This window comes from Veronia nyctiphanis, from assembly GCF_004116385.1.
Lineage (GTDB): Bacteria > Pseudomonadota > Gammaproteobacteria > Enterobacterales > Vibrionaceae > Veronia > Veronia nyctiphanis.
In genome coordinates this window covers 1-24760 of the sequence record NZ_PEIB01000050.1, presented here as the reverse complement: position 1 = coordinate 24760, position 24760 = coordinate 1, and the positions used below count along the sequence as shown (strand labels likewise).

The window sequence follows — 24760 nt, the reverse complement described above, 5'->3', positions numbered from 1 at the left end:
CAACCAAGCGGATGTTACTAAGGACCGATTGGACTAGTTTTTGGGGAGCAGGTCATCAGGCCATCGGTGAAATTCATGCTAGTGAGACGTTACTAAACAATGGTGAATTTTATTGGACAACAAAAATTATACTGGGTATCAGGTGAGAACTTTACCGAGTTGTTTTTCAGTAAATCAGTAGATTTTTGTGGGAAAGTTTTCTGGTTTCAGCGAACTGACTGCTTTGCTCTTTTACAGGGGTAGGAGAGTATAAGAGGTTTGGGGTAAGTTTAAGGTGCTGTAGCATCTGACCCCATGTCTTGGGGCCGATGAAGTGTCGTTTACAAGCCAGTTAGGTGTAATGTAATTCCACAACAGTTTCATCAAACCCATCTTGCTCTACAACGTTGAAATTAGACCGTCCAAACCTTTCTCATTAGGTTATGCCTTTCGGCGTAACAAATTGATTTCGGTTTAAATCCTTCAAATTGGTTTATTTCAGATCTCTCAAGGGGGCTAAAAGTAAGAGAGTCCGAGCATATAAGTCTTTTGTATTAAGCGAGCTTTTCTCGACCTTGCTTTACCATTGCAACCAAGACTTTATGCGCATCTTCAGCGGTTTCAATTGGTGCGGTCACAGGTACTATGAGGCGCTCGTCGTTTTCAACCTGAAGGGTGATTGTATCCCGATCTAAATCTACCAACTTAGCCGATGCCACATCTTTTCTGTTCATAAACGCATGAGCATAAAGTACTAATGCATCTTCGTGATCATTATTCATGTGGCTGATAATGCCTGCCAAACGTTCCTGTGAAATAGTCATTTGCTAACTCCCATTTTAGAAAAAGATCAATTACTTTTCTTACATTGCAGCGCTCGCTGAAGTCTATCATCAGTGAGCGGCTGTACCTATGATTGGGTTAAAGTACTGGGTCTGTGGGAGCGACTAAATCGTAAAGCCTTCATAAATTTTTCGTAATAGAAGTGTCTTTCTATCAGTAACTTATTCAAAACTTTGCCTTCAACGAAGTCACCATTTCCGAGTGCCCAGTGTAATTCCCATGGTTTTACCTAGATAACTTTGAATAGGACTTTGCGATCCTGTACCCACCTCTAGTATTTTGAGTTACTGACAATAGAAAAAAGCTAAATGTAGATAGATGCGCAGAGGTAGGGTAGCGGGTAATCTCCCCTTCATGAACAGTTTTTTAAAACTTCAGCTGTAAATGATGCAAATTAAACCCTTCAACATAATTTGGAATTACTCCTATTTCGTTGTAGCCAGTGCTTTTGTAAAAAAGTACGGCTCTAGGATTCAATGTTTGCACCCAGATACACGATGTTTTATGTTCCTTTGCCATCTCAAGAACGTTTTTATGAAGTAGTGAACCATAGCCATTACTCCTATATTTTTCCGAAACCCATAGATAGTCTAAATAGAACTGCCCAACATGCGCTTTGCAGACAGCGCCACCTATCACTTGATCATCCTTTTTTAGTACTAACGCACATTTTGTTGGCTTTTCATTATTTATTTCGTTCAGCCCGTAGCGCATCAATCCATCTACAACTTTTTGTATATCATCATCGCTTGGGTTTTGATCTAGGTGTATTTTCATATTTCTTATCTAGTTTTAACGTTTGCACCATATAAAAAATGGATGGATTTTTTGTCCTACGGCTGCACTTGTTGTGTTCATGGTGCAAGATACATGACAATTTCGTTATCTTGACGCGAAGCTTCCTGGAAACCCGCACGAAGGTATGAATTCAGAGCTTGCTTATTGTGCTTGTAAACAGCCAAGACCAGTCTTGAACGTTGATATTGGATAAGTAAGGACTTTGCCTCAGATATTAAGGCTTGACCTATGCCTTGACCCTTATAGGCTTCTTTCACATACATTTGGACGACTAAAAACTGATTGAGCTCGTCAGATATCAACCCGCATAAACCTACTAGCACAGAGTTATCAAATGCACCTATCATTATATTTTTGGAATGTTTATCCCTTATCTGGTTTTCGAAGAATAGCTCTGGTTTACTCTGTTCATCTTCATAACTGGAACCATAAGATTCAGGGTGCAACTGTAAACTCTCAAGTCGAAGCTCCCGGTAAGATGCTGCATCTCCACTTTCCAAAACTCTGCAGCGGATAGTCATTTTTTCTCACTCATAACGATGTGATGATACATACCTGAATAGAATGTCTTTTTCATTTTCGGTCCATACTCCAGCGATAATTAATATGCTTTTCAATACCGATAGGCCTATTACCGATTCTCAAAGCTTATCCATTATTTGAACACTCAGCTCAATGCGTACCCATCCTACACGGTCACCATTGAATCTAGGAAGATATGATAATGGTCAAGCGCGTTGAAATCAGACCCATGCTATAACCGCTTGCCATTGGTGATGCACTCAGCAACTCGAAAAATTGATTCGGCCACTTTTGTAGGGTGTTGCTTTTGAATATAGTGCGAGCAGTCGCTAACAACTTCTACTTTTAAATGAGGGCATACCACCTCCCAGCGCTTATGCAGCTCAACCCATCCAAGGTTGTCTTGTACCAAAATATCGTACGGCGCTAACTTATCGTCAAAATAAGATGAAGATTTATTGGTTAAGTCAAGATGCATTACATTGTCGCAAACTAGATTTATTGCAGGGAAGTCTTTAAACCGATTGGCTTTGGCCGCTGAATGAATAACCTCCTTAGATGTGCGAGCCTCTCGATTAACTCCCACTAACTCCTCTGGCGGCGGTGTTTCCATTCTTTTCCGCCAATACTCAGACTGTTCTTCATTTCGATGTGCAAACATCATCTCTAGGTAATTTTCGTCAGACGAATCTACGAATACTAAACCTACTTCTTTGGATGCTAAGAATTCCACATAGCGTTTAATTAAGGGGCCCCCAAAGGAATGCCCAACGAATATGAAAGGTGGTTCGAGTTCTTGGGAATCGATTATTTGCTTCAAGTCGAGAAAAGCTGTTTTCGCTGATTGCGCAAAACTAGGTAAATCGGACTTTCCAAGCCCAGCTCTATCGTATGTTAAATAAGAGAAGTCATTTTTCACAAGGTCGATGACATCATTCCACACCGTTGAATCATCACCTAAACCTGATTCAAATATCAATCTAGGTTTTCCCTCATTCCTTTCATATTGAAAGAATAGTTTTCGGTTATCTTGCGTGACAATATTTTGCATATAATACCAACGATAGTGTAATAAAATCAGGTGTATCCAATATAATTCCTCCGATTGTTCCAATTTAAATCAAAGCGGAGTTATGCGAGTCTCTGCAAGCCTTTAGCCTCGGATGCGCTAAGCAATCTGCCAAAATCCTGTTCCTAGAAAATACTGAGTTGAAGCAATTGACGGTAATGAGTAGAGCAAATAAAACTGGGCACGAGGCGAGCGTACTAATTAAACACCCTTTACACATATGCAGGTTTTGACAAATAAGCTGCTTAGCCCAGCGCTTCAATTTCTATTCGTTCATTGCCTCGGCAGCTTGGTCGATCAGTACATATAACCCAGCCAGTCTAAATGTCCGTTTGGCCACTCCTTGCCGCTTATTGGCTTAATGAACAAATCGTCTATGTGCTCCACAGCCACACCATAATTTGTGTGTTCATGAACTCTCAACCAAGAATGAATACCCTGGACTTTGCTGTACCCATGCCTTAGATAAAATTCATCAAGCTCAGAAATAAGCATGATAAAGTCAACAGAACTTCCCTCTGCAAATGACGACACCTCAGAGAGCATAAGTGAGCCAATCCCTTTACCTTGGTACTGTTCGGCAACGCAAAAATCAATGATCCCCAAGACTTTGTAAACTTCATCACCGACTTTTACCGCGCGATAATCTAGACCCAGATAGCCCACGAGCATATCAGCTTCATATTGCAAAGCTCGCATATGAGGCATTTGTTTGTAATAAGAGCGATTAACTTGATGTTCAGGAAAGGACAGATTCCTCAGTGCCTCGATAGCTTTGTGCTGTACTTCTGTTACATTAATTTCAAATACAATATCCATTGTTTTCCTTTAAAGAGCTAACGTTTGCGAGCACAGACGAAAGACAGTGAAGCAGTATTTTGTCCTGTCACTGCACTTGCTATGTTCACGGTGAAAAGTACATGAATATTTCTTTATCTTGACGCGAAGATTCTTTAAACCCCGCTCTAAGATATGAATTCAGGCTTGCGTATTGTACTCGTATACAGCCAAAACTAGACTTGAGCGTTTATATTTTAAAAGTAAGTGCTTGGCCTCAGATATTAAAGCTTGACCTACGCCTTGCCTTTTATAGGCATCTCTCACGTACATTTGGACGACTAAAAACTGGTTACTTTCGTTAGCTATTAACCCGCATAAACCTACAAGAGCAGAGTTACTAAATGCACCGATCATCAGATTATTGGAATGTTTATTCTTTATCTGACTTTCGAAAAATAACTCAGCTTTTTTTTGTTCATCTTCATAGGTGGAACCATAGGATTCGGGGTGTAATTTTAAACTCTCAAGCCGGATTTCTCGATAAGATGGTGCATCTCCACCTTGCAGAATTCTATAGCTGATGGTCATTCTTTCTCTCTTGTACATAGCGCTTGCCAGCGATTTTTGAAAAAAAGCTGTGTTCTTCGCTCAGTCATAAACTTTGTTTAAGCCACCAAGAGACAACAACGTGAACGTGAATTCAACTGAGTGCTTGGAATTTCCGACACATCACGCAAACAATGATTGTTCGCTGATTTCGATACAAACCCGCAGTTATGTGAAGAGGAATTGGGCAATTAAACGTTGGACTTAAAACTCTGAAATTGATGGGGGATAACGCGTCGCTTAACCGGCAAAAACTAGCAGGTTTGCGCTCCTTCGTCGTTAATTCTAGCCTGCTGTTTTGCGTCCATTGGTTAAAGCGTTTGTTATGCCTTTATTCGGTGATACTAAAGTTAACCTGAGTACCATCGGGAAGGTCTTTGATTTTGAGGTTCATTTGTCCTGACATAGCAAAGTGGACTTCAATATCTGTTAGTTCAAAGTTCTCAGGCTCATATTTACCGCCAAAAACGGGCAGCTGCTTGAAACCATATAATTTTCCTTGTTCAAGAACGACAACCTGTTCTTTGAGTTGAGCAACAATCGGAACTAAAAACCATTCATGGATTAGCTCATTGTCTCGTAGCTTACCTTGGAACTCCTCATATGAATCCGCGACCTTTTCAAGCTCTGCGCTACCGGTTATGAGCCAGAATATTTCACCAGTTTCACTCTGAAGGAATGCATCACCAACAGAGGTAATAAGAATGGGGAGCGCCGAACCAACAAGCCATTGCCAGTCTTCTATCAATTCAGCTCGATCAAGATGCTCGAAGCTTACTGTAAGATCATTCCAAGTTAATGACACCAAATCCTCCTTGAGGTATAACGCCGCCATCAGTCGCGGAGCAATGTGACCCTGTTTTTGCGGCACTTTGCAAAAAAGGTGACGTTGTGGAGTCGGTTGGATGGCTTTGTTAAATTTTGATTTCAGCAATCATCTCTCCGTCTTCATCTACCCCAATCTCCTGAAATCCTACGCTCTTGTAAAATTTCCCTGCAACTTCATTTTCGGGTTTGTAGCAGATTGTTAAACGTCTGAACCCTTCTTTTTCGGAAATCTCTGTTATAAGGGAATTCAGAGCTTTTCTTCCCACTCCCTTACCCTGGTAGTTCTTGTCGACCATTAGTCTATTAAGACTGTACTCACCCTTTTTTCCTTGGTCTTCGAGACATTCATACATAGAAAAACCGGCGATCTTATCACCCATGTATATAGCTTGAGGAACACAACTATCAAAATATGCCGCTTCCGCCAGTGAATATGCATTTGAAGCAACATATTGGGACTGTTCCTGATGTAACTCTAGGTCGACTACTTCTTCCCAGTCACTTTTATCAACAACTTTTAATGATATTTCCATTCATTCCTCAAAAAATTTAACGCCGTTTTAAGCGGCTAATTTCAGTTGGCTAAAATAAGTGAGGTACGAACAAAAAGCCAACTGTAATTTGTCCGACTTGAAAACCCTTGTTAGGTGCGCTCTTTTAAATACCCCAACTTATTTAATACTGCTGATTTTATTAAACCAGGTTCGATTAAGCCAGTCACTATTGTATGTGCGATAATGCAAAGGGCTAAATTCCTGTCGCTCATAATATAAATAAGAGCAAGACCTGAGCCGAGGAAAAAAGTATAAAAAGTAGCATTTATAGCAGCTGATAAAGCCTTGCCCCCCCATACTAAGTGTGCAATTCCAAAAGCTAAACCAGAAATAATTATTTGTAAGAAATCACTAAAACCCTCTGTCTGAAGATAATCCATTAGCATTTTTCGAAAGAGTATTTCTTCAAAAATTCCTGAGATTAAAGCTCCTACTAGAGCCAAGTATTTAAGTTTGTTGAACTTAAACATATGTTGGCGTACGTTTGAAATACTTGCTGCCCCCCACACATAGGAAATAACAACCAAAGCAGCTCCCCCCCAAGCATAAAAGCCTATATTTGATAATGTAGTAAAACCTAACGCGCCGAAGAAATTCGGCGTTGTCATGAACCAATAAAGTAAAATCCCCCCTTGAACTAAAATAATCGAAGAGATGATCTTTAAAGTTTGATTGTCCGCAGATCGCATGTGGCCTCCTTGTGCACCTAACGCCTGCCAGCACAGGCTAAAAATGGCGGAGCGATTTTTTTCCTGTGACTGCATTTGTTATGTTCGTTTAACCAGACTAACTGACGTTCGAGTCACTTTTACTAAATAAAGTATGCGCTTCTCGAAGCAGTCTGGTGTGTGGTTTTCTATATTTTCACATCTGAACAAATCACAGAATAAGTAACTCGGATTGTAGCGCCTCTGTCATATATGGGCTTTTTGGGGAAGGTAATACTCAGGTCGTTATTTGGGTTTACTAAGTTTTGATATATGCAATAGCGGGCACCAATTTCATTCGGTGGATACACACTACAGAAATATTCCGCCGTTGTCTTTGGTCTCGTACTCCGATCAACAGATGAGCAAGACTCTTCGAGAACTTTTATTATACTTCGATATCTTTCTTTAATATCCACAACATGCTCTCCGCCAAATGTAAATGATGAGAAAAACAAAAAATAAATTACTAAGTATTTCTTCACCGTAACTCCGTTCCTTATTCAAATATAACACTCTGTTAATAGGTAAAATTTTTTATTAAAAAGATTGTTACACCCTTAATTTTTAATTAGTTGCTATATATTTGTCAACAAGCCTATCTAAGAATGAAAATAGCAGCCTGTTCATTTCTTCGTAGTTATTAGCTCTTAATTCTTCTGGTGACTGAACGAACTTTGAGTTCTCCAACTCTTTTAGCTCTTTCTCAGAATTTTGAATAAGTAACTCGATCAAATCCGGTGTAAACTCAAGATGACACTGAAACCCAAAAACAAGTTTTGAATATTCCACAATCTGTCGTGGACACCCTTCACTCGACGCTATCAAAGTTGAACTTTCAGTAAGTCCTGGCATATCCCCATGCCAATGACCAACATCAGAAACATCATTAAATTTACTAAAAAGCACATTGCCTTTACCAGCAGGCGTAATTAAAATTGGGAAAACACCTATTTCTTTGTTTGGACTTTCTTCAAAGTTTGCACCCAAAGCTTCACCAATTAATTGTGCACCTAAACAAACGCCTAACACAGCTTTTTGACTTTCAATAAAGCTCTCTATCACTTTTATTTCTGCATTGGCGTCAAAGTGAGGACATTCTGCAATAGTAGTGTTTGGCCTTTGAGGGCCACCTAAAACTATTAGAAAATCGATATCATTGGTGTCTGTTGGAAGAGATTCACCAAGATAAACTCTAGAACAAGATATCTGATATCCTCTTTTAATTGCCCAAAGCTCAAAAGCTCCCGGTCCTTCAAATATTTCATGAATTATGAAGTGTATTTTTATCATTATTTACCACTTTGTTTGAGATTTAGACAGGGTATAACAGTGTTATATACCCCCAAAGTGTCCAATATAATTCGGAAGATTTTTCCAATATAATTCATCGGTAAAATTTGCGATCGTCTGCACGCCACGAACCCTTTGACGTGAAGAGAGTTGTCCATAATCCTGCGCGGGAAAAAATACCAAAATGGGAAATATGAATTATATTGGACAAATTGGATTTTACTGGGCATATGTCCAGTATTTTTCAGTCTTCGGTCACTTTTTCATGCAGCTTTTGTGGGAATGGTTGGGTATAGACGAGCCAGAGTGTTTGAAGGTTTCGATGACCGGTCACTTGTGCGACTTCTTCTATACTGAAGCCTTTTTCGAATAGTCGACTGGCGCCTTCTCGTCGTAGGTCATGATAGTTGAGGTCCTCTATACCCAACTGCTCACACACTCGACTAAAGCGTGAGTGATTGAACGGGATGACAGTGAAATATGCGCTCGGAGATTTTAGGCTGACGCATAATGATGTCAAAGGCGTCGCCCAGTAGGGGAACGACCATATGATTTCCTTCTTTTTTTGCGCGGGTCCTTTCTGTCTCTTACAAGTGTGGTTTTGTTGTCTGTATTGAGGTCGTCCCACAGTAGGCCGCAGACTTCGCCAAGCCGCATGCAGGTGTCGATACTGAAATCAAAAATATCGCAAAAGGGAATACTTCTAGTTCGGTTTTTTTGGCCGTTGATCTGACGCAGCTTGATCCCGGCTTTGATTTGAGATAACTCATCGACAGTCGGTCTGCGTGTTCGTCTCCTGCTTGTGCCTATCAGCTTCATTTGTTTGAGAATAGGGTCGGCTTCCTGGAACACGTCATAATTGGCGGTGATGTTCCAAATTGGTTTGCCTTCTCCATAATCCCTTTGAGAAACATCATATCCATAGCGACAGTTGAAGGTGAGGTGCCTTGGCTTTTACGAATTTTGCAGTGGGCGATGAGGTCTGCAGTGGTGAGTTCACTGCTATTTATCTCAGCGATATCGTATTTAATTAAAAGTTGTATGACCGATTGCTTGGTGCGCCCACTGTTATCCCATAGCTAACGCTCCTCTATGAATTTATTTATGAGGTGCTTTAAGGGGACCTGAGAGGGATTATTGATACCATTAATTTCCAGTTCAGCTGTTCGTCGTTTACCATGAAGCTGAGCACTCGATTTCTTTTTAAACGTTTTACTTTCACGATGAACAATTTTCCCGTCTTTTTTCATTATGATGGAAACTTTGTACCGAGATTCACCGCTCGCCAACTTCCGTGTTTCAACTGAAAAATATGCCATTGCCCAATCCTAATTTGAGGGAGCCTATAGGGGACCCAGTAGTGACAGTAGACGGTAATTTTAAGCGATTCAAACAAGAAAGGGTAATTGAGAGTTATCCTCAATTACCCAAAAAACCGTTATATATAATGTAGTTATCGTATTTCTTTACGTTTCTGGCTTAGTTAAACAACCAGTACTTCACTGGGTCTGCAGCGCACTCGTAAGGACCACATTCAGCGAAGGTAAGAACAAAGTTCAGGAAGACTGATGCAATGGCAAACCACATGCAGTATTTGCCAATTTTGGTCATGGTATCAGTGCCTTCTTTCCATTTTTCTTGCCAAAGAAGGTTAAGTACTGAAACACCTAAAATAGTCAGACCGAAGATGACAAATGCCCATGTGTAATAGTGCATGCCCATTACGTCTGATCCGTAGTGTGGTGTTCCAGGAATAACGTGCAAAGATACCTGCCGCAGCGCAGAAACAGCGCCAAATAGAGCGCCCATCAACACAATGCCGTAGTGACGTTGGCGAATACCGAAACGGACGTTGAGTGCAAATCCAAACAATACTAAAGCGAAGCCTACGCGTTGCAGCAGGCAAAGCGGACAAGGAAGTTCATCAAGAGCGAACTGGAAGAAAATTCCCGCAAACAATACTGAAGCAATGCCGAACATACCCAGTACATTTAACTGATAAATGTGTTTCTGTTCCATGTTGACCTCTAAAGCAAGATAGACAATGTGTCTGTTGCGTGGTGATTTAGCCAGTAAATACTCAATGCAAGTGTTAATGCCCATACCGCATAGGAAGGTTTTTCTTTGCCCCACATGACAAGTAACATTGCGATACTTATCAGAAGGAAAATTAGACTCATCAAAACAGCTTCTCCTCTCTTCAATACAAAACATGATATATATCAAACAAACGAGAAAAAAGAGTGTAAATAAATGTATCACATGTAACAAGGTGTGAAGATAATTTGACGTTTTACTCTAACCCTATGACTTATCTTGAAATTATGAGCGGTGTTTTATTCTTTTATCGTGCTATTTTATTTTGGCGTCATGGTGAAAAGCCGTATCACAAAGGTGGTTGAGTGGATAAGCGCGATACGGGTAATATGCAAATAGGTGCAAAAAAAACTGAGTGGGGGCTCAGTGAAAACGTTGGTTAACGTGCTTGATGCCGGGTGAGTGGCATCGTAGTTAAGGGCTGCCTTTTCTTGAATAGTCGAGGTAATCCTAAGATGGCATAACCAATGAGAACTGAAATTCCTACACCTTGCTGAATGGATAAATCATCGATGTTGTGCCACGTCAAAAGCACAGTAAAGATATAGCAAACGAGCGAAAGACCCTTAGACATACAACTTCCTCCTGTCTTGGAAACCCTGAAGTTCGTCGGTTATTGAGATGTTATGAAGAGAATATTACTAATTCATGACACGCTAATATTGAATGTGTTTCACGTTGGCAGAAGTGTTAGTCTGAGTCAGAGATGTCGATATTGATAACTCTAATTTCGATATAAATTTGAACTAATGTTCAAAATTTAGCATGTCAAAAATGGTTATAGAGACTGCTCTCTGAGGGCCATCGAAGGCAAACTAATGATTGACCCGATTTGTCCTCATTTTGTGGAAATCAATCAGGAATAGGCATGACAGCATATATTGAGAAACCCGCTTGCTTACAGAATTCGTTTTACCAAAAGCATGGTGAAATCTTGGTGAGTAGTTATCAAAAATTGGTTGGAGAGGGTTTACTTGAAGCTCACTCTTGCCAAAATTCCTCCGAGGCATTGATTGACTCACTTTGGAATGCCTCCGTTGTTGTGGTTTCCCATGGCGTAGAAGATGATCCCATTTTCAATTTTGCTAATAAGGTGGGATTGTCATTATTTGGATATGGGTTTGATGAGTTTGTGACGCTGCCTTCCCGTTTATCGGCAGAGCCTGTTACTCAAGTCGAGCGAAACGCATTGTTATCAGAGACGAAGGCAAGAGGTTTTATTGACAACTATAGCGGTGTGCGTATCTCCAAGATGGGCCAAAGGTTTTTGATATCTGAGGCGAAGGTATTAATCTAGCTGACGAACAGGGCAAACATTATGGGCAGGCTGCGATGTTCAGCAAGTGGATGCCAATCAACGACAAATAGCATCAGTAATCGAAAGCGATTACTTGCGGATAGTTCTGTTCTTCTTTGTTTGAGCGACTAGAGCGATGGCGATGGCCAGAGCGATATATAAGGAAACGACTAAGAGCAGGTCTGACATGGTCGGTTATTATCCGTGAGAACGATATCTTTCATTATATCGCAGGCCTTAATGATCATGATTCAGGACAACGCCTTTTCAGATTCAATTCAAATCACTCCATGAAAATGTCAGCATTGTTGCGTTATTTTGTCTTTCATATGCGCTTCATCAAAGTCAATGAGTCTTGTGCATAGCTCAGATGCTGGATATTCTTTGATAAACACGTAAACACGTAAACACGTAAACACGTAAACACGTAAACACGTAAACACGTAAACACGTAAACACGTAAACACGTAAACACGTAAACACGTAAACACGTAAACACGTAAACACGTAAACACGTAAACACGTAAAGACGCAGAGAAAGAGATGGAAATCGCACAGTTAGGGAATCCGGTGCTAAGGCAACAAGCCTTGTCGCTTTCACATGAAAAATCTGATGAATACAAAGCGTTTTTTAGAGATCTAGAGTCGATAATGCTTGAGCACAACGGCGTAGGCATTGCCGCTCCGCAGGTGAGTGAATCTATTCGGGCGTTTATTGTTGCTTCAAGACCCAATGCACGCTATCCGCATGCACCAATGATGCAGCCGACACTGATGTTGAATCCAGAGGTCATCTATCAGAATGACGACATTGAAATGGATTGGGAAGGCTGCCTGAGCATCCCAGGGATACGCGCAAAAGTGCCGCGATCAACTGAGATTTCAGTGCGGTATGAAACCATTTCCGGAGAGTGTGTTGAAAAAACGCTTTCTGGCTTCGTTGCAAGGGTCTTTTTACATGAACTGGACCACCTAAATGGCGTGGTATTTCTTGACCGGACAGAAAGCAGCGAATACGTGACTGAAGCCGAGTTTCAGCGAATTATGAGTGTAAACACTCCTACGAGCACATCCAATCATCTCGCATAAAGTTTGATAACTTGCTTGGTCAATTCGTAACTTGAAGTGCTGCCAAACTCTTGTGGTAGCGTCTCAGGCATTTCTCACCTTTGTGGTGTCTGTTTCGGAAGGCAAGTTGACGTTTCAACGGAGAAAAATCGCGCTTTCCGATCTGTTATCTGTCTGAACAACAAGAGAAGATAACAGCGTTATTGCCCGAGTGAACGCAAGGAATCCTAAATGTCAGTGATGTATATCTGCTACACGCCCAAGGATCGGGTGCACTTTGAGACAATTCAAGCACTCTGTTCAAATCCGCAGTCAACAGTGGAATGTGTTGACTGCCATTCTCCATTTCTGTCCTCAGAAGGACACGCTCGACTTCCTCTGATTAAAGAAATCAAGACAGCAGATAAACTTCTGGTCCTTGTGAGTGAGTACTCGGCACAGGATGATTGGTTTTCGGCTGTTATCGAAGCCTTCACAACAACACAAAAATCACCTGATGTACTATTTATGCGTATTGAAGGTAACAAAGATGCGGCTTTGGGGTGTGATTTTGCCGATAAAAATGTCGTTAATTGGAATAAGTTGAAATTGATTTACTGGATGGAAAACCAATCATTTTAAATATTCCATTTTATGTGTTTAGTCCAATTTAGGTTTATCTGTTTACAAAGTGAATAAATGTTAGGTTTCTTCACCTATTTTTATTATATTTTCTTTTGCTTTCCTCATTTCCCAATTTTAAAACGATATATGGTTGAGTTCTTTTGCTATCGTACTTTCGCTCTGTTTTACTAAAAATAATAAAGTTGCATATATATTGCAGGCTAATATATGATGGAAATTTCATAAGACTATGCGTGAGAATAAAAAATTAAATATATCGTTACTTATTTCTTCACTTTTTATCATCGGTTGTGATGATGAATGTATCGAGACAAATGAAAATATTGTCAGAACGATGTCTATCGAAGGCAATGAAAGTGAACCGCATGTTGGGCTAATCCATGACCCATCAATCACTAAACTGGGTAATGATTACTATATTTACTCAAGTAGTCCGTTAGCTTCATTTTATACTTCAACGAATTTGCGAGATTGGAAATATAAAGGGAATGTATTTGATGATATTCCTCAATGGCTTAAAGATAAAATTCCAGAAAGCGACCACATTGGTTCGCCTGATATTCATTTCTACAACGATGAATACGTTTTAATGTACCAAAGTCATAAGTCGGGTACTTGCATTGCGGCGACTGGATTTGCAACGAATAAGACACTAGATCCAAATGACCCCAACTATAAGTGGATCGACAAAGGCGAGATTTTGCGTTCTGCGCCTCTGGTTCCGGGGGTGGTTGAATTCTTTTGTGGTGACCAAGGGAAGTTTTTCAACGCTATTGATGCCACACTATTTATCGATAATGACGGAAAACCTTGGATGGCATTCGGCTCATCAGTCGGGTTTCCTGGTCTGAACCCTGATTTGACCTCACCTGTTCACCTAGGTGGTGTATTCCTACTCGAACTTAACCCTGAAACGCTCAAACCAGTTAATTTGGCCAACATGATCACCTTGGCGAGTCGTTCTGTTGATGATTTGGTTGAGGGTAACTACGTCGTTGAGGGGGCTTATATTCAATATCGAGAGGGTTATTACTATCTCTACATTTCCCATAATCGTTGTTGTGAGGGAGCGAACACCAAATATAAAGTCATGGTAGGGCGTTCAACATCAGTCACAGGCCCTTATGTCGATCAAAAAGGCAAAACATTGATATCAGGCGGCGGCACATTAGTTGTCGACCGCGATCGTTCGACCAATATGATAGGTACGGGCCACAATGACGTTTACTCTGAAGATGGGAAAGATTGGTTGGTACACCATGGCTATGACGGGCAAGACGATTACAAACCCAAGCTGAACATTCGTGAGATAAAGTGGGATAACGGCTGGCCCAGAGTGTGTCCTGTGAGGGCAAGCGATTTAGGATGGCTATAAATTTAGGTAGTTATCATGTTGGTGGTTTGTTTGAGGACAAGGCTGATGTGATAACCGCTTTTTTATCGTCATCAACCAGAGTGCTGAAGTTCATAAACAGCGCTTCAAGTTTCGGTAAAATACGAATTTTACAAAATGGCTTGTTGGTATCGCGATAATAGTAGTCCTGAATACGTTCTTCGGAGGGAGAGAAGCCGCCAAATTCACATACAGCAGTAACAAGGCTTTTATCTATGCCTTGCTGAAGCTGGCAGAGTTTCTTTTGAGCCGCCGCAGTTTGCTCAGCGTCATAGGTATAGACTGCTGAGCGATAGCGTGGACGAAAAGCGTGGTTTGAGGTGGAGCTATGTGTAAACGTGGATTTCTATCAGTACATCGAGAGGTATCTTGCTCTCATCATAGCTAACGATGACACCTTCAGAGAAGGCGTCAGGTTCAGTAGCTGGTGACAACCAGCCTTGATTAACATGAACCACGCCTTTCAAAGATTGGAATATTGCCTCTGTGCACCAGTGGCAACTGCCGCCCAAACCCACTTTTTTCATGTTGTCACCTAAAATTTATATGCAAAGTGACTATACAAGATTTAAGTCAGGTAAGTGCGTGCTCTTTGTGATTAACGTTTTTCGTAACCGCCACTATTTCCATGAATAATAGTGGGCAGGAATTATGGCACCGGCATGGCAGAGCGCGCAGGCATCTGCCCACTGTGAAGGGCCTGCTGGTAATCGATAAAAGCCCATGCCTTGAAGTTTGGGGGCTTCACGGCTGTATTCACCTTCGAGAATTTCATCACTCAGTACTTCTAAGCGTTCAAGAAGCGGCGTTGGCATAAAATTATCTTCTGCGAATGTTTTGGCTTTTTGAAGAATCTCGGTGGCTTTTGCTTTTTGTGACAGTGCGACATAGCCCTCTGCAATGGTCATCATGACACCCACTTGCCGGAAGGGCCCCAGCGACGTCGTCCGTTCACACAGATAAGTGGTGCAATCTTCAAGAATATCTAACCCTTTTTGAATGAGTGTTTTGTCTGTCGAGTAAATATATGAAAAAGCAGCCACTACAATTGCTTCTAACCCGGGTTCACCATGTTGCTTTCCAATCTCTATAAGACCTTCATTGATTTGGTTACCAAGCTCTTTCTGACCAAGTGCGTACGTGAGAAGAGAATCAGTGAAAGAAGTTAAAGATAGCGTATTGAGATTACTAGGCTGGAATACTTCTGAAGCCCCAGCATGTGTGCGTGCGGCAAGGATGAAAGGAATATTATCTATCGAAAAGTTCGGATCTTTTTGTGAAAGCATAATATTTCCAAATGCAATTAGTCTTAGTATTCTTGCTGTATATGGTGAATCTGAGGAATATGCGTACCCTTTCATTTTAAAAAGTAACCAAGCCATGCGGCTGTAATCAATATTTTGAACATGAGAGAAAAACTCGCGTTCAAATGCCAATTCAGTTTCCTCATTTCGTTCACAAGGTGAAAAGATACCAAAGAAAAGGCAACCAAATGATACAGCTACAGATTCAGATTTTACTGGGTAGTCAAAAGCATTATATTCTGGAGGGAATGTTTGGGGGGCATTGTTTGAAAAGGCGCTGGAAGAAAATATAATTAAAAAAGTTAATGAAAACTTGCTTACTATTTTTATACTAATATGCATTCTGCTTCCTATTAATATTAAGTGATGCTCAATTTTTTACTGATATTTATATTTAGTTGTCATTCTCATAAAATTAAATCTAATATATGAGAAAGTAGTGCTTTTTATTTTTCGTTCTTGTGGGTTAACTATTTTCCTTATTTGAGACAGAGCACTCCTGAAATTAAGCGCTAAGGTTTATTCATTGTTTTTTTGTGCTTATAAATCATTATGGAAAAAATATTATTTGGATTATTAATTTTATTTAATGCAACTGCATTCAGTATGGAATCTTCTGAAGTACCGAGTGGTTATACCGAGACGAAATATCCAATACTTATGGTGCAAGGTATTGGTGGCTGGAATGACCCCGGCTATTTTAATGGTGCCGTAGAAGCTCTGACGAAAGACGGTGCAGAAGTGTTTGTGGCAAATGTTACACCGCATGCAAACACCGAATCGAAAGCCCTCACTTTGGTAAAAGATATTGAAGATATTTTGGCGCTTACCGGGAAAGACAAAGTCAATATCATTGCATACAGTATTGGCGTCATACACTCACGGCAGGCGGCGTCAATCATTCCCGAGGGTGTGGCGTCAGTCACCTCTGTCGGTGGTACCAATAATGGCACACCAATAGGTCGAATCATCGCAAGACCTAATGGCTTTTACGAATCGATTGTTTCGACCTTTTTTACCGCGGCTGGTGGCTTTTTTTCATTGCTAAATGGAGCAAGTAGCTTAGTGCCATACGACCCTAATGCAGCGTTTGAAGGGCTCGACCCGGATGTGGCGAAGCAGTTTAACCAAGAAAACCCATGGGGATATGAATCGCACTGCGATCCAACATTAAAAACGGAATCACTCGCCTCTAATGGCATTCATTATTTTTCTTGGGGAGGGGCGGGGTTATTTACCAATATATTAGACCCATCCAGCTTATATACCTTTTGGGCTTCAACCATGATTCCAGAGGAAAATGATGGCATAGTCTCGCGATGTTCTTCGCATTTAGGCAAGGTGATTAAAGATGACTATCACATGGATCATTTGGACCTAGTGAATGGTATGTTGGGTCTGGTCAGTAGCAGCGAGGTTTCCCCTCTCACATTATTTCGCCAACACGCAAACCGGCTACAGTTGCTAGGGTTGTAGTGCGCTGAGCCGGAAAGCATTGTGAAGCTGGATGTGTTGCAAGCGCATGATAGCTGGACGTTTGTTATTTACCAGCAAGTGTTAGGCTATTGACGTCAATGGAGACATGATTCCAATCTTTATCGACTTCACCTTTCACTATCAGACGGGTTTCAGGTGTGGCTTTGATACCACTCCAAAGGTGGTGGTCGATATCCACTTCAATGTCGCCCGTATCATCGCGAAACATATAATCATCTCCGCCAAGCGAGGAGACGATATTGCCAGTCAGCACAACATCAGTATCGTCACTGGCCTTTTTTGCTTCCGCAATTGTTTGTATCGCTTTTTTTGCAGAGGGGCCTTTAAATCCGCCTTTTACTTCATGATGCGCTGAGAAAACAGAAGCTGAAATGAAAACAAAGAGTGCAGGAATGAACATGACTTTCATAGCGATGTCCTTACGTTGTGAATACCACTTGAAGGCGTGGAAAAGCCAAAAAGTTGTATGTAGTGCGGTTAGAAAAGTGGACAAACTATAGCGTCAAAGCAAGAGTCTTGTCCGGATCGTGCTGTACCAGACATGAGAAGGCTCTGGGGTTAATGCCGATAGCCAAAGAAGGGCTATCGGCTGGTGGAGACTTTTAAGCGACGGCCTCTTTCGTTGGTTCAGACCTATTGTTTAGTGCAGGGCTGAGGTAAAGACTGATTGCGAGAAAACCAAAGCAAGCAAGTAACATGAACATACTATTGATATTCAGGTACAGCGTACCCACGCCAATGGCGAGTGAGCCGCCGATTCCGCCTATCCGTGTGAAGAGTGATTGAACTGACATCATGCTTGCCCGTTTTTTATCCGGCACACGATCGTTCAAAAGTTGGCTTGCTGCGCTGCTTGCCATCGACATAAACACATTGAACAACAGCCATGAGATGAGAAACATCCACCAGTTGGTGCTGATGGCCAACATGAATAATGACAGGCACTTCGCGACATAAACAGCATAAATGGCTTTTCCCAGTTGCTGATTCAGCAGACGGCAAAGCTGTGTCATTAAGGGCTGAACGACCGATGAACCAAAAGACAATAGGGCAAAAAGTAGATAAAAGACCCATGCGACATCTTCAGTCAAACTGATATCTGGCCAGACATTTTGTAACAAGGGCTCAAATAGCGCAGGCCAAAATTTTTCTACCGCACTGAAAAGCGGTGTAATGAGCACTGCCAATGCGAGTAGGCGCCAAATCACAGGGTTCCGGCAAAGAGCAATGATTGATTCTGAAGGCTGTTTCGGCGCGGCCGTCGAAGTTTGCTGTTGTGTTTGTTGGTTCGAATGGGTTTTCCCCTTGAGCCAGAAGAATGTGAATACCCCGTGAAGGAGCATACTGCCCAAGGCACCCACAACAACAGTATCAAGCGGCATTGACCATGCTGGTACGAATGCCCAAACAGCCGTCACAACAGCCCCCAACAGCGAGAACGTTGCTGCAATTAGGCTGGCATATTTACTGACCACAGCAAAGCCGGGTTGCAGCTCCTCTTCGCCCCCTTTTGTTCTGAAGGCCTCGACAAACCAGGCTTGCAGTGTGCCTGAGTTCATCGCTAGTGCTGTTCCCCAGCAAGCAAAACCCGCAACAGCACCGACTAGGTTGGGAGAGAGCAACATTATTGACATTGCAGCAGTAAAAAAAACGACACCAGACATATAAAGTGTAAGACGCCCGAATTTATCGGCCAGCATACCGCACGGTACCTCGAGCACTATGACCATGGCTCCCATGGTGACATAACCAATAGCCATCTCTGCGGGTGAGAGTCCCCAGCTCATTAACCATGCAGGTAGAATAGGTAACATAAGAAACATGCTCCCTGCCATCCAACCCTGATGTAATCCAAATATTCTTGAAAATCTTAACCTTTCACTCATGGTGTCCGTACCTCTTTTTTTCAACCAGTAAAATGTAAGGTGGATCGAGTGAGGCGCCTAGCTCAGAAGACAAAGGGGCCAAATAATTGCACCATGAGGGAAGATTTATGACACGAAATGAATGATATGGACGTCCCGACGATTCAAACAGAGACAGTAAAGCTGCATTTACAGAGGCTTTTAGCCGATAGAGGCGTGACTTACCGTGACATTGCTGAGACGCTGTCGATCAGTGAGAGAAGTGTCAAACGACTCTTTCAGCAGTTTGATTCAGTGCCATTGCAGCGGCTGTCGCAACTGTGTTCTCTTGCCGGCCTCACATTAAACGAGCTTTGGCAGATTGCAGAAAAGAGCCAACAGAGTGGTATCGAATTTACTGAAGCCCAGTGTACACTTTTCATTAATGAACCTGTTCTCTATTGGTTGTGGACGGCGACAGGCAGAACTCAATGCCACTGGGCGACGTTAGAAAGCTATTTTGACTGGACGGAAGCGGAACTCTACCAACAGCTCAGGAAGCTGGAAAAAGTAGGTCTTCTGACCATTGGTCCGCAAAACAAAATTGTTCGTTGCTCCCCGATACCCTCTCGATATGCTCAGGGCCATCCCATTGTGGAGGGCTTTAAGGAGAGCCTGACCAAAGGTCTTCTGGAGGTTGAGAGTAACGCTCAAGATTCAGGTGCGTTCGGAACAGTTGTGTTTATCCCACCACATCGAGCTGATGAGTTTAAAGCTCTCTTGACGAAAACAGCTCACGAGTTCTTTCAAACACTGAGCTTTGAGCCCTTATCTTCAGAAGTAAGGCCATATTCGATGGGTATTTTCATGCGCGAGGGCAATTATAGTAATTTGCCTTTTGATGGGCCAAAGAGGAAGAAATGATGAGGAAAATATTGTACGGCAAAGGCACTGCATTTACTCGTCGGCCTATTGAAATGTCTGATTTTGATGCTATCTCAGAACTGGAATCAAATCCGACAGTGATGCAATACACCAGTATGGGCAAAGCACAAACCTACTCTGAAACGAAAGCGCGTTTAGCTCGACACCTTTCAGTTGAGTATGACGACCCAAATTTAGGTATCTATGGCTATTTCGACAAAGACAGGCTGGTAACGTGGGTAATGCTAATCCCCATAGATGGTAAGTTAATGCTCGGTTATATGAGCCACCCTGATTACTGGGGGCAGGGTATAACTAGCGCGTTGATCAGTGACTTTATTGAGCAATTGCCAGCACATATTGGAGCGCAACGCATATATGCTCTTGTCGAAAAGAAAAATACCGCGTCAATTCGTTTAGTTGAACGCATCGGCTTTACTCTGTATGCCTCTCAGGAGCTTGAAGATAAAAACGATGAGTTGCGGGAGTATTGTCTAGGTGGGTAAATGTTATTGGGAATACCAAAAATAGGATTGGTATTCCCACATCAGAAATAGTTGGACGTTATTTACATTCCATAGCGAAATGATTTACCCGCATGCACCATATCTTTATGAACCGGTGAAAGAGCATGAGAATAGGTTGCAAGCAGTTCCACTGTGTAATGACTGCGTGCATTCAGCTTTTCGTCACTACAGGTGTTCTCTTTCGTTAATATCTCTTCGCAATTTCTGAAAATTAGATGGTCAGGTAAGAAGCAGACATGATTATTTTTGCTTCCGGTCATGCGTAATTCACTGATGGGATAAACACCATTAATACTTGAAGAAACGCTTACTAATAGCGCTGGTTTATGGGCGAGTTCGTCATCAGTGGTTAGCATTAAAAAATTCTTCAACGCTGGTGTTGCCATACCGTGCCATTCAGGTGTGAGAAAAATGAAGGCGTCTGAATGTCTAAGGCGCTCAGCAACAGGCAGCCACTTCTCCCATTCTTGAGTGGATGTTCTTATGCCTTCGTTCCAGAAAGGAAGGTCAAGTGTAAATAAATCAATCACTTCAGAAGATTGAAAATAGTTACTTGCCACTCTTTGAAGGTAGTTAGCGACTCGCAGAGTTTGAGCACCAGCCCGCTGAGTACCCGCGACAATTGTGATGTTCAAATTAATTTACCTAACCATTTATGTATTATTTGTTGGTCACTTTACATAAATAAGAAGTCATTTCTAATTTTGCTGTCACTTGATGAAACAAATCCTTCATGAAATAGATTAATGTCATAAAAAAATACAACAATACCATTGTCAATTACATTTTTGCGATAAATAGCATGCTGAGTTGCCTGATTTTTTATACGGATAAAATGCGCCGTTTTAGCAAGATTACAATATAGTTCTATTGAAATTATGGTCCCGTTAAAAACTCAAATGTTAACGATTTCTTAATTTTCATTTCCAAAATTTTCTCTATCACAGATGCGATAAATCTTCGACAAAAAACTAAATAACACTTTGATTTTAAATATATCAACTGGCTATATGAGTCATGCGCAATGTCATGATGTTGGCCAGAGGGTCGCGGTATGCATTGAAAGCAAATACATGAATGTTTGTTGTATTTCTGTACACATACTGCATTTGTAAATTCAACCGTCAGTATGTAATCCGGTGCTATTTTTAATAGAATATAAGGATCTTCAATGTCTAGAATTTCATGGGTAGCAATTGCTATCTCATCCCTGCTTGTTTCTTCGTCAGTCAACGCTCAAGCCACACCAAAACTTTGGATTTCGACTGCCAAGATGCAGTACATACTGCGACTGGCCAAGGGGTTACATTGTTTGGTAACCATGCAGGAAAGACAGCCGTGGTGGGGCAGGTTTCACCGGTTGATATTGCTAATTTAACGCAGGCAATGCATGACAATCATCACCGCTGTGGCGGATATATGGTGCATGCCAATAGAGAAGAAGCGTTGGCCGCCAGCTTAATGCCCGTAACGCAATCCGCTTTTTTGATTCCGCAGATAACCCAGCAAGAAAAAGTAACTAGCCTTCTTCCGTATTTAAGCCCAGAACGAATTGCTGCGGATATATCTGCACTCACCGGATTTACAAACCGATTTTATACGACGCCCACTGGCATCGAAGCACCACATTGGATAAAGAAACATTGGCAGAACATTGTTTCGGACGTTTCTTATGCCAATGTTGAACTGATGGCTCATAGCGGCTACCCGCAACATTCGGTGATTTTGACTGTAAAGGGCAAAACAAAACCAGACGAAATTGTTGTTGTCGGCGGGCATTTAGATTCAACGGTTGGGTGGAATACTGGCGATGAAAGTATTGCTCCGGGCGCGGATGATGATGCGTCGGGTATTGCAACAGCAACAGAAGTGGTGCGTGCATTGGTCAAACAAGGTGTTCAGCCTGAACGAACCCTTGTTTTTGCAGGTTATGCAGCAGAAGAAGTTGGTCTGCGTGGTTCACAGGATATGGCAAAACGCTTTAAAGCTGAGGGTCAAAATGTGGTGGCGGTCCTTCAACTAGATATGGTCAATCATCATGGTTCATCAGAAGACATTATATTTGTAACAGATTATACCGATGCAAACCTGACCACGTATTTGAGTCAACTGCTGGATGCATATTTGCCGGAGTTAAGATATGGGTTCGATAATTGTGGTTACGCATGTTCCGATCATGCATCGTGGCACAGAGAAGGCTACCCTGCGGCCTTCCCGTTTGAATCGAGAATGCGCGATTCGAACAGCCACATACATACCCCGAATGATACACTCGAGAATTCAGACGTTGAAGCTGGTCATGCACTTAAATTTGCGAAACTGGCAACGGCATTTGCTGTCGAACTGGGTTTTGGTATCGATGAACCTGAGCGGCCAGTTGAATTACAAAATAGCGAGGTTTTAACAGGTATAAATGGTGCAAAAGGCGAAACCGTTGAGTTTTATATTGATGTACCTGAATCGGCCTCCGATATAACCGTGTCCATGTCTGGTGGAAGTGGTGATGGCGATTTATATGTAAAAGCCTTTTCGACACCGACCAATAATGACTGGGATTGCCGACCTTACGTAGGCGGAAATGATGAGAGTTGTGAGCTGGTGGTCAAGCAGGGAAGTCGATATTTCGTTAACATTAATGGGTACACTGCCTTTAATGATGTTGCATTGACGGCAAAATATCGTACATCGAACGATGTGATCTTCGAAAATACGACTCACTATGACATTCCCGACAACAGTCCTTCAGGTATTACTAGCGAAATCATTGTTGATAAAAGTCTACCTTCTATCAGTGCTTCAGTCAGAGTGAATATTCAGCACACCTATATCGGCGATCTGTCCATTGACGTTTTAGCCCCGAATGGAGATGTATTCCCGCTTCATAGCAACACGGGTGGTTCAGCAGACGACATAGAGAAATCTTACAGTATCGATATCAAAGGAATTGATACTAAAGGGAATTGGCAGTTACGTGTTGTCGATTCTGCGCAATACGATGTAGGAAAAATACTCAGCTGGTCTATGCAGCTTTAACAACCAGTAAATAATAAAAGGCCGATGTACCGGCCTTTTTTTATGAGCAATTGCTTTTACATAATGATTGTTCTACTTGATTCAATCACTGTTAAAAAAATAAAGATAATTGGAACTGAACTGCATTACTTACCACTTAAGGATGTGTTTATAAGTTTGAGTAGTTGTGTACACCCACAACAAATTTTCTTATAAGTTACTAATAATAATATAATTTATGGTTTTCTTGGCCACATGGAAAACCATCTTACATGTAGGGAGTATTTTATGATTATAAGTACAATTGTTTGTGGGCTTGCGGCGTGCGTAGCTGCTGCTGCCCCAGCGGTTGCAACGGGCGTTGCCGTAGGTGCTGGTGCGGCGCTCGGTGTTTGTGCTGTTAAGGCACTAAAACCAGTTGTTGGGGGAGTTATTGACCTGGCAAAAAAAGCGATTGGCGGTTTGCTAGGTGCTATTTTTGGCGGTGGAAACAAACCAGAACCAGAGAAACCACCATGTGGGTGTCCTAGCGGTTATGCCCGTAAGCAACATTGCCACAGTCATTCGTACGGCTGAGTTTTGTGACAAGCTGGCTTAAGATGCTATCGCCTTGAAGATTATTTTTTTTCAATACGTCATGAGTCAGTTTTTCATCCTCTGCAAAAAAAAAGACCGGATATATCCGGTCTTTTTTTGTTAAATCATTTTTAATTATTTTCAACACGAGGCTCTGGGTGTTGTTGTGGGTTTGAGCATGGTGGTGTCGGTGTCGGTGCTGGTGGGCTAATAGTATTCACTATCTTGTTAAAAATACCTGAAAGACCAGAGACTACTCCACCAACGACTCCACCAATTCCTCCTTGAACAGCTCCCGTGCCGAAGCCAAGTACACCTTTGCCAATATCTACGGCAGTGCTAAGAGCAGTTTTTGCGGTGTTGATGGCAAAGCCTGCTGCACCCTTACCGAGATTTACAACAGTGTCAACGGCGGGCTTAACTAAGTTAACGGCGAAGCCTACAGCGCCTTTACCGAAATTAACGGCTGTATCAACAACAGCTTTCCCAGCGTTAACGGCTAAGCTGCAACGCCTTTACCTAGATTAACAGCGGTACCAACAGCAGTTTTCCCGGCATTGATGGCGAAGTCTACGACCCCTTTACCTGCGTTAAATACGCCTTTGCCGATATTAACGG

At 41.9% G+C, this 24760-nt stretch carries 28 protein-coding genes and 1 pseudogene; 10 read left to right on the top strand and 19 right to left on the bottom strand.

Going from position 1 to position 24760, the window contains the following annotated elements:
* Positions 1-533: 533 nt before the first annotated feature.
* The 13 genes from CS022_RS23300 to CS022_RS25645 all read right to left on the bottom strand — a co-directional run bounded on the left by CS022_RS23300 (position 534) and on the right by CS022_RS25645 (position 10159).
* Positions 534-803, bottom strand: a complete 270-nt coding sequence (locus tag CS022_RS23300) for a DUF2470 domain-containing protein (RefSeq protein ID WP_129124273.1) — start codon at positions 801-803, stop codon at positions 534-536.
* Positions 804-1188: 385 nt separating this feature from the next.
* Positions 1189-1599 (bottom strand): GNAT family N-acetyltransferase, encoded by a 411-nt coding sequence (locus CS022_RS23295; RefSeq protein WP_129124272.1) that lies wholly within the window; start codon positions 1597-1599, stop codon positions 1189-1191.
* Between the two features lie 77 nt (positions 1600-1676).
* Positions 1677-2141, bottom strand: a complete 465-nt coding sequence (locus CS022_RS23290) for a GNAT family N-acetyltransferase (RefSeq protein WP_129124271.1) — start codon at positions 2139-2141, stop codon at positions 1677-1679.
* A gap of 233 nt (positions 2142-2374) precedes the next feature.
* Positions 2375-3193, bottom strand: a complete 819-nt coding sequence (locus tag CS022_RS23285) for an alpha/beta fold hydrolase (RefSeq protein WP_129124270.1) — start codon at positions 3191-3193, stop codon at positions 2375-2377.
* 315 nt (positions 3194-3508) lie between these two features.
* On the bottom strand, positions 3509-4030 hold the full coding sequence (locus CS022_RS23280; protein ID WP_129124269.1) for a GNAT family N-acetyltransferase: 522 nt from the start codon (positions 4028-4030) through the stop codon (positions 3509-3511).
* A gap of 159 nt (positions 4031-4189) precedes the next feature.
* Positions 4190-4579, bottom strand: coding sequence for a GNAT family N-acetyltransferase (locus CS022_RS23275; RefSeq protein WP_161569732.1), 390 nt, complete (start codon positions 4577-4579; stop codon positions 4190-4192).
* Between the two features lie 349 nt (positions 4580-4928).
* On the bottom strand, positions 4929-5531 hold the full coding sequence (locus CS022_RS23270; RefSeq protein ID WP_235869873.1) for a T6SS immunity protein Tdi1 domain-containing protein: 603 nt from the start codon (positions 5529-5531) through the stop codon (positions 4929-4931).
* Positions 5512-5958 carry a GNAT family N-acetyltransferase gene (locus CS022_RS23265; protein ID WP_129124267.1) on the bottom strand — a complete coding sequence of 149 codons (447 nt, stop codon included), beginning with the start codon at positions 5956-5958 and terminating at the stop codon, positions 5512-5514. The genes CS022_RS23270 and CS022_RS23265 overlap by 20 nt, the downstream gene beginning before the upstream one ends.
* A 110-nt stretch (positions 5959-6068) precedes the next feature.
* Complete coding sequence (locus CS022_RS23260) at positions 6069-6668, bottom strand: CPBP family intramembrane glutamic endopeptidase (RefSeq protein ID WP_161569731.1); 600 nt, start codon at positions 6666-6668, stop codon at positions 6069-6071.
* 585 nt (positions 6669-7253) lie between these two features.
* Complete coding sequence (locus tag CS022_RS23255; RefSeq protein WP_129124274.1) at positions 7254-7976, bottom strand: glutamine amidotransferase-related protein; 723 nt, start codon at positions 7974-7976, stop codon at positions 7254-7256.
* 247 nt (positions 7977-8223) lie between these two features.
* Complete coding sequence (locus tag CS022_RS27860; RefSeq protein WP_328590429.1) at positions 8224-8499, bottom strand: tyrosine-type recombinase/integrase; 276 nt, start codon at positions 8497-8499, stop codon at positions 8224-8226.
* Positions 8500-9458: 959 nt separating this feature from the next.
* Entirely contained in the window at positions 9459-9998 is a 540-nt protein-coding gene (locus CS022_RS23245) for a disulfide bond formation protein B (RefSeq protein WP_129124265.1), read from the bottom strand.
* An 8-nt stretch (positions 9999-10006) separates the two neighbouring features.
* On the bottom strand, positions 10007-10159 hold the full coding sequence (locus CS022_RS25645; protein ID WP_201746379.1) for a DUF5993 family protein: 153 nt from the start codon (positions 10157-10159) through the stop codon (positions 10007-10009).
* A gap of 785 nt (positions 10160-10944) precedes the next feature.
* On the opposite strand from CS022_RS25645, the gene CS022_RS23240 reads away from it, so the two are divergent.
* The 4 genes from CS022_RS23240 to CS022_RS23225 all read left to right on the top strand — a co-directional run bounded on the left by CS022_RS23240 (position 10945) and on the right by CS022_RS23225 (position 14440).
* Positions 10945-11373 (top strand): MEKHLA domain-containing protein, encoded by a 429-nt coding sequence (locus CS022_RS23240; RefSeq protein WP_129124264.1) that lies wholly within the window; start codon positions 10945-10947, stop codon positions 11371-11373.
* A gap of 543 nt (positions 11374-11916) precedes the next feature.
* Positions 11917-12462, top strand: a complete 546-nt coding sequence (gene def / locus CS022_RS23235) for a peptide deformylase (RefSeq protein WP_129124263.1) — start codon at positions 11917-11919, stop codon at positions 12460-12462.
* Positions 12463-12672: 210 nt separating this feature from the next.
* Positions 12673-13062, top strand: a complete 390-nt coding sequence (locus CS022_RS23230; RefSeq protein ID WP_129124262.1) for a hypothetical protein — start codon at positions 12673-12675, stop codon at positions 13060-13062.
* Between the two features lie 232 nt (positions 13063-13294).
* Positions 13295-14440, top strand: a complete 1146-nt coding sequence (locus tag CS022_RS23225) for an arabinan endo-1,5-alpha-L-arabinosidase (protein WP_129124261.1) — start codon at positions 13295-13297, stop codon at positions 14438-14440.
* 13 nt (positions 14441-14453) lie between these two features.
* Here the strand turns inward: CS022_RS23225 and CS022_RS28345 are convergent.
* The 3 genes and pseudogenes from CS022_RS28345 to CS022_RS23215 form a co-directional block, all read right to left on the bottom strand.
* Positions 14454-14705 (bottom strand): annotated as a pseudogene (locus CS022_RS28345) (hypothetical protein); the annotation flags it as partial.
* Positions 14706-14784: 79 nt separating this feature from the next.
* Positions 14785-14985: a peptide-methionine (S)-S-oxide reductase gene (locus CS022_RS27555; protein ID WP_201746378.1), complete on the bottom strand. Its 201-nt coding sequence runs from the start codon at positions 14983-14985 to the stop codon at positions 14785-14787.
* A gap of 93 nt (positions 14986-15078) precedes the next feature.
* A complete protein-coding gene (locus tag CS022_RS23215; protein WP_129124260.1) occupies positions 15079-16104 on the bottom strand; it encodes a hypothetical protein in 1026 nt (341 codons plus the stop codon).
* A 264-nt stretch (positions 16105-16368) separates the two neighbouring features.
* On the opposite strand from CS022_RS23215, the gene CS022_RS23210 reads away from it, so the two are divergent.
* Positions 16369-17238: an alpha/beta fold hydrolase gene (locus CS022_RS23210; RefSeq protein WP_161569730.1), complete on the top strand. Its 870-nt coding sequence runs from the start codon at positions 16369-16371 to the stop codon at positions 17236-17238.
* A gap of 64 nt (positions 17239-17302) precedes the next feature.
* Here CS022_RS23210 and CS022_RS23205 read toward each other — a convergent pair whose 3' ends face one another.
* Positions 17303-17668 carry a YgiW/YdeI family stress tolerance OB fold protein gene (locus CS022_RS23205; RefSeq protein WP_129124258.1) on the bottom strand — a complete coding sequence of 122 codons (366 nt, stop codon included), beginning with the start codon at positions 17666-17668 and terminating at the stop codon, positions 17303-17305.
* Between the two features lie 193 nt (positions 17669-17861).
* Positions 17862-19082 carry an MFS transporter gene (locus tag CS022_RS23200; protein ID WP_161569729.1) on the bottom strand — a complete coding sequence of 407 codons (1221 nt, stop codon included), beginning with the start codon at positions 19080-19082 and terminating at the stop codon, positions 17862-17864.
* A 180-nt stretch (positions 19083-19262) separates the two neighbouring features.
* On the opposite strand from CS022_RS23200, the gene CS022_RS23195 reads away from it, so the two are divergent.
* Complete coding sequence (locus tag CS022_RS23195) at positions 19263-20027, top strand: helix-turn-helix domain-containing protein (protein ID WP_129124256.1); 765 nt, start codon at positions 19263-19265, stop codon at positions 20025-20027.
* Positions 20024-20533: a GNAT family N-acetyltransferase gene (locus CS022_RS23190; RefSeq protein ID WP_129124255.1), complete on the top strand. Its 510-nt coding sequence runs from the start codon at positions 20024-20026 to the stop codon at positions 20531-20533. The genes CS022_RS23195 and CS022_RS23190 overlap by 4 nt, the downstream gene beginning before the upstream one ends.
* 62 nt (positions 20534-20595) lie before the next feature.
* On the opposite strand, the gene CS022_RS23185 is transcribed toward CS022_RS23190, so the two are convergent.
* Positions 20596-21189, bottom strand: a complete 594-nt coding sequence (locus CS022_RS23185; RefSeq protein ID WP_129124254.1) for an NADPH-dependent FMN reductase — start codon at positions 21187-21189, stop codon at positions 20596-20598.
* A gap of 550 nt (positions 21190-21739) precedes the next feature.
* Here CS022_RS23185 and CS022_RS23180 point away from each other — a divergent pair.
* The 3 genes from CS022_RS23180 (at position 21740) to CS022_RS25060 (ending at position 24567) form a co-directional block, all read left to right on the top strand.
* Positions 21740-23587 (top strand): M20/M25/M40 family metallo-hydrolase, encoded by a 1848-nt coding sequence (locus tag CS022_RS23180; RefSeq protein ID WP_235869871.1) that lies wholly within the window; start codon positions 21740-21742, stop codon positions 23585-23587.
* A 267-nt stretch (positions 23588-23854) separates the two neighbouring features.
* A complete protein-coding gene (locus CS022_RS23175) occupies positions 23855-24142 on the top strand; it encodes a hypothetical protein (RefSeq protein WP_129124253.1) in 288 nt (95 codons plus the stop codon).
* 284 nt (positions 24143-24426) lie between these two features.
* Positions 24427-24567, top strand: a complete 141-nt coding sequence (locus CS022_RS25060; protein WP_161569728.1) for a hypothetical protein — start codon at positions 24427-24429, stop codon at positions 24565-24567.
* Positions 24568-24760 lie beyond the last annotated feature (193 nt).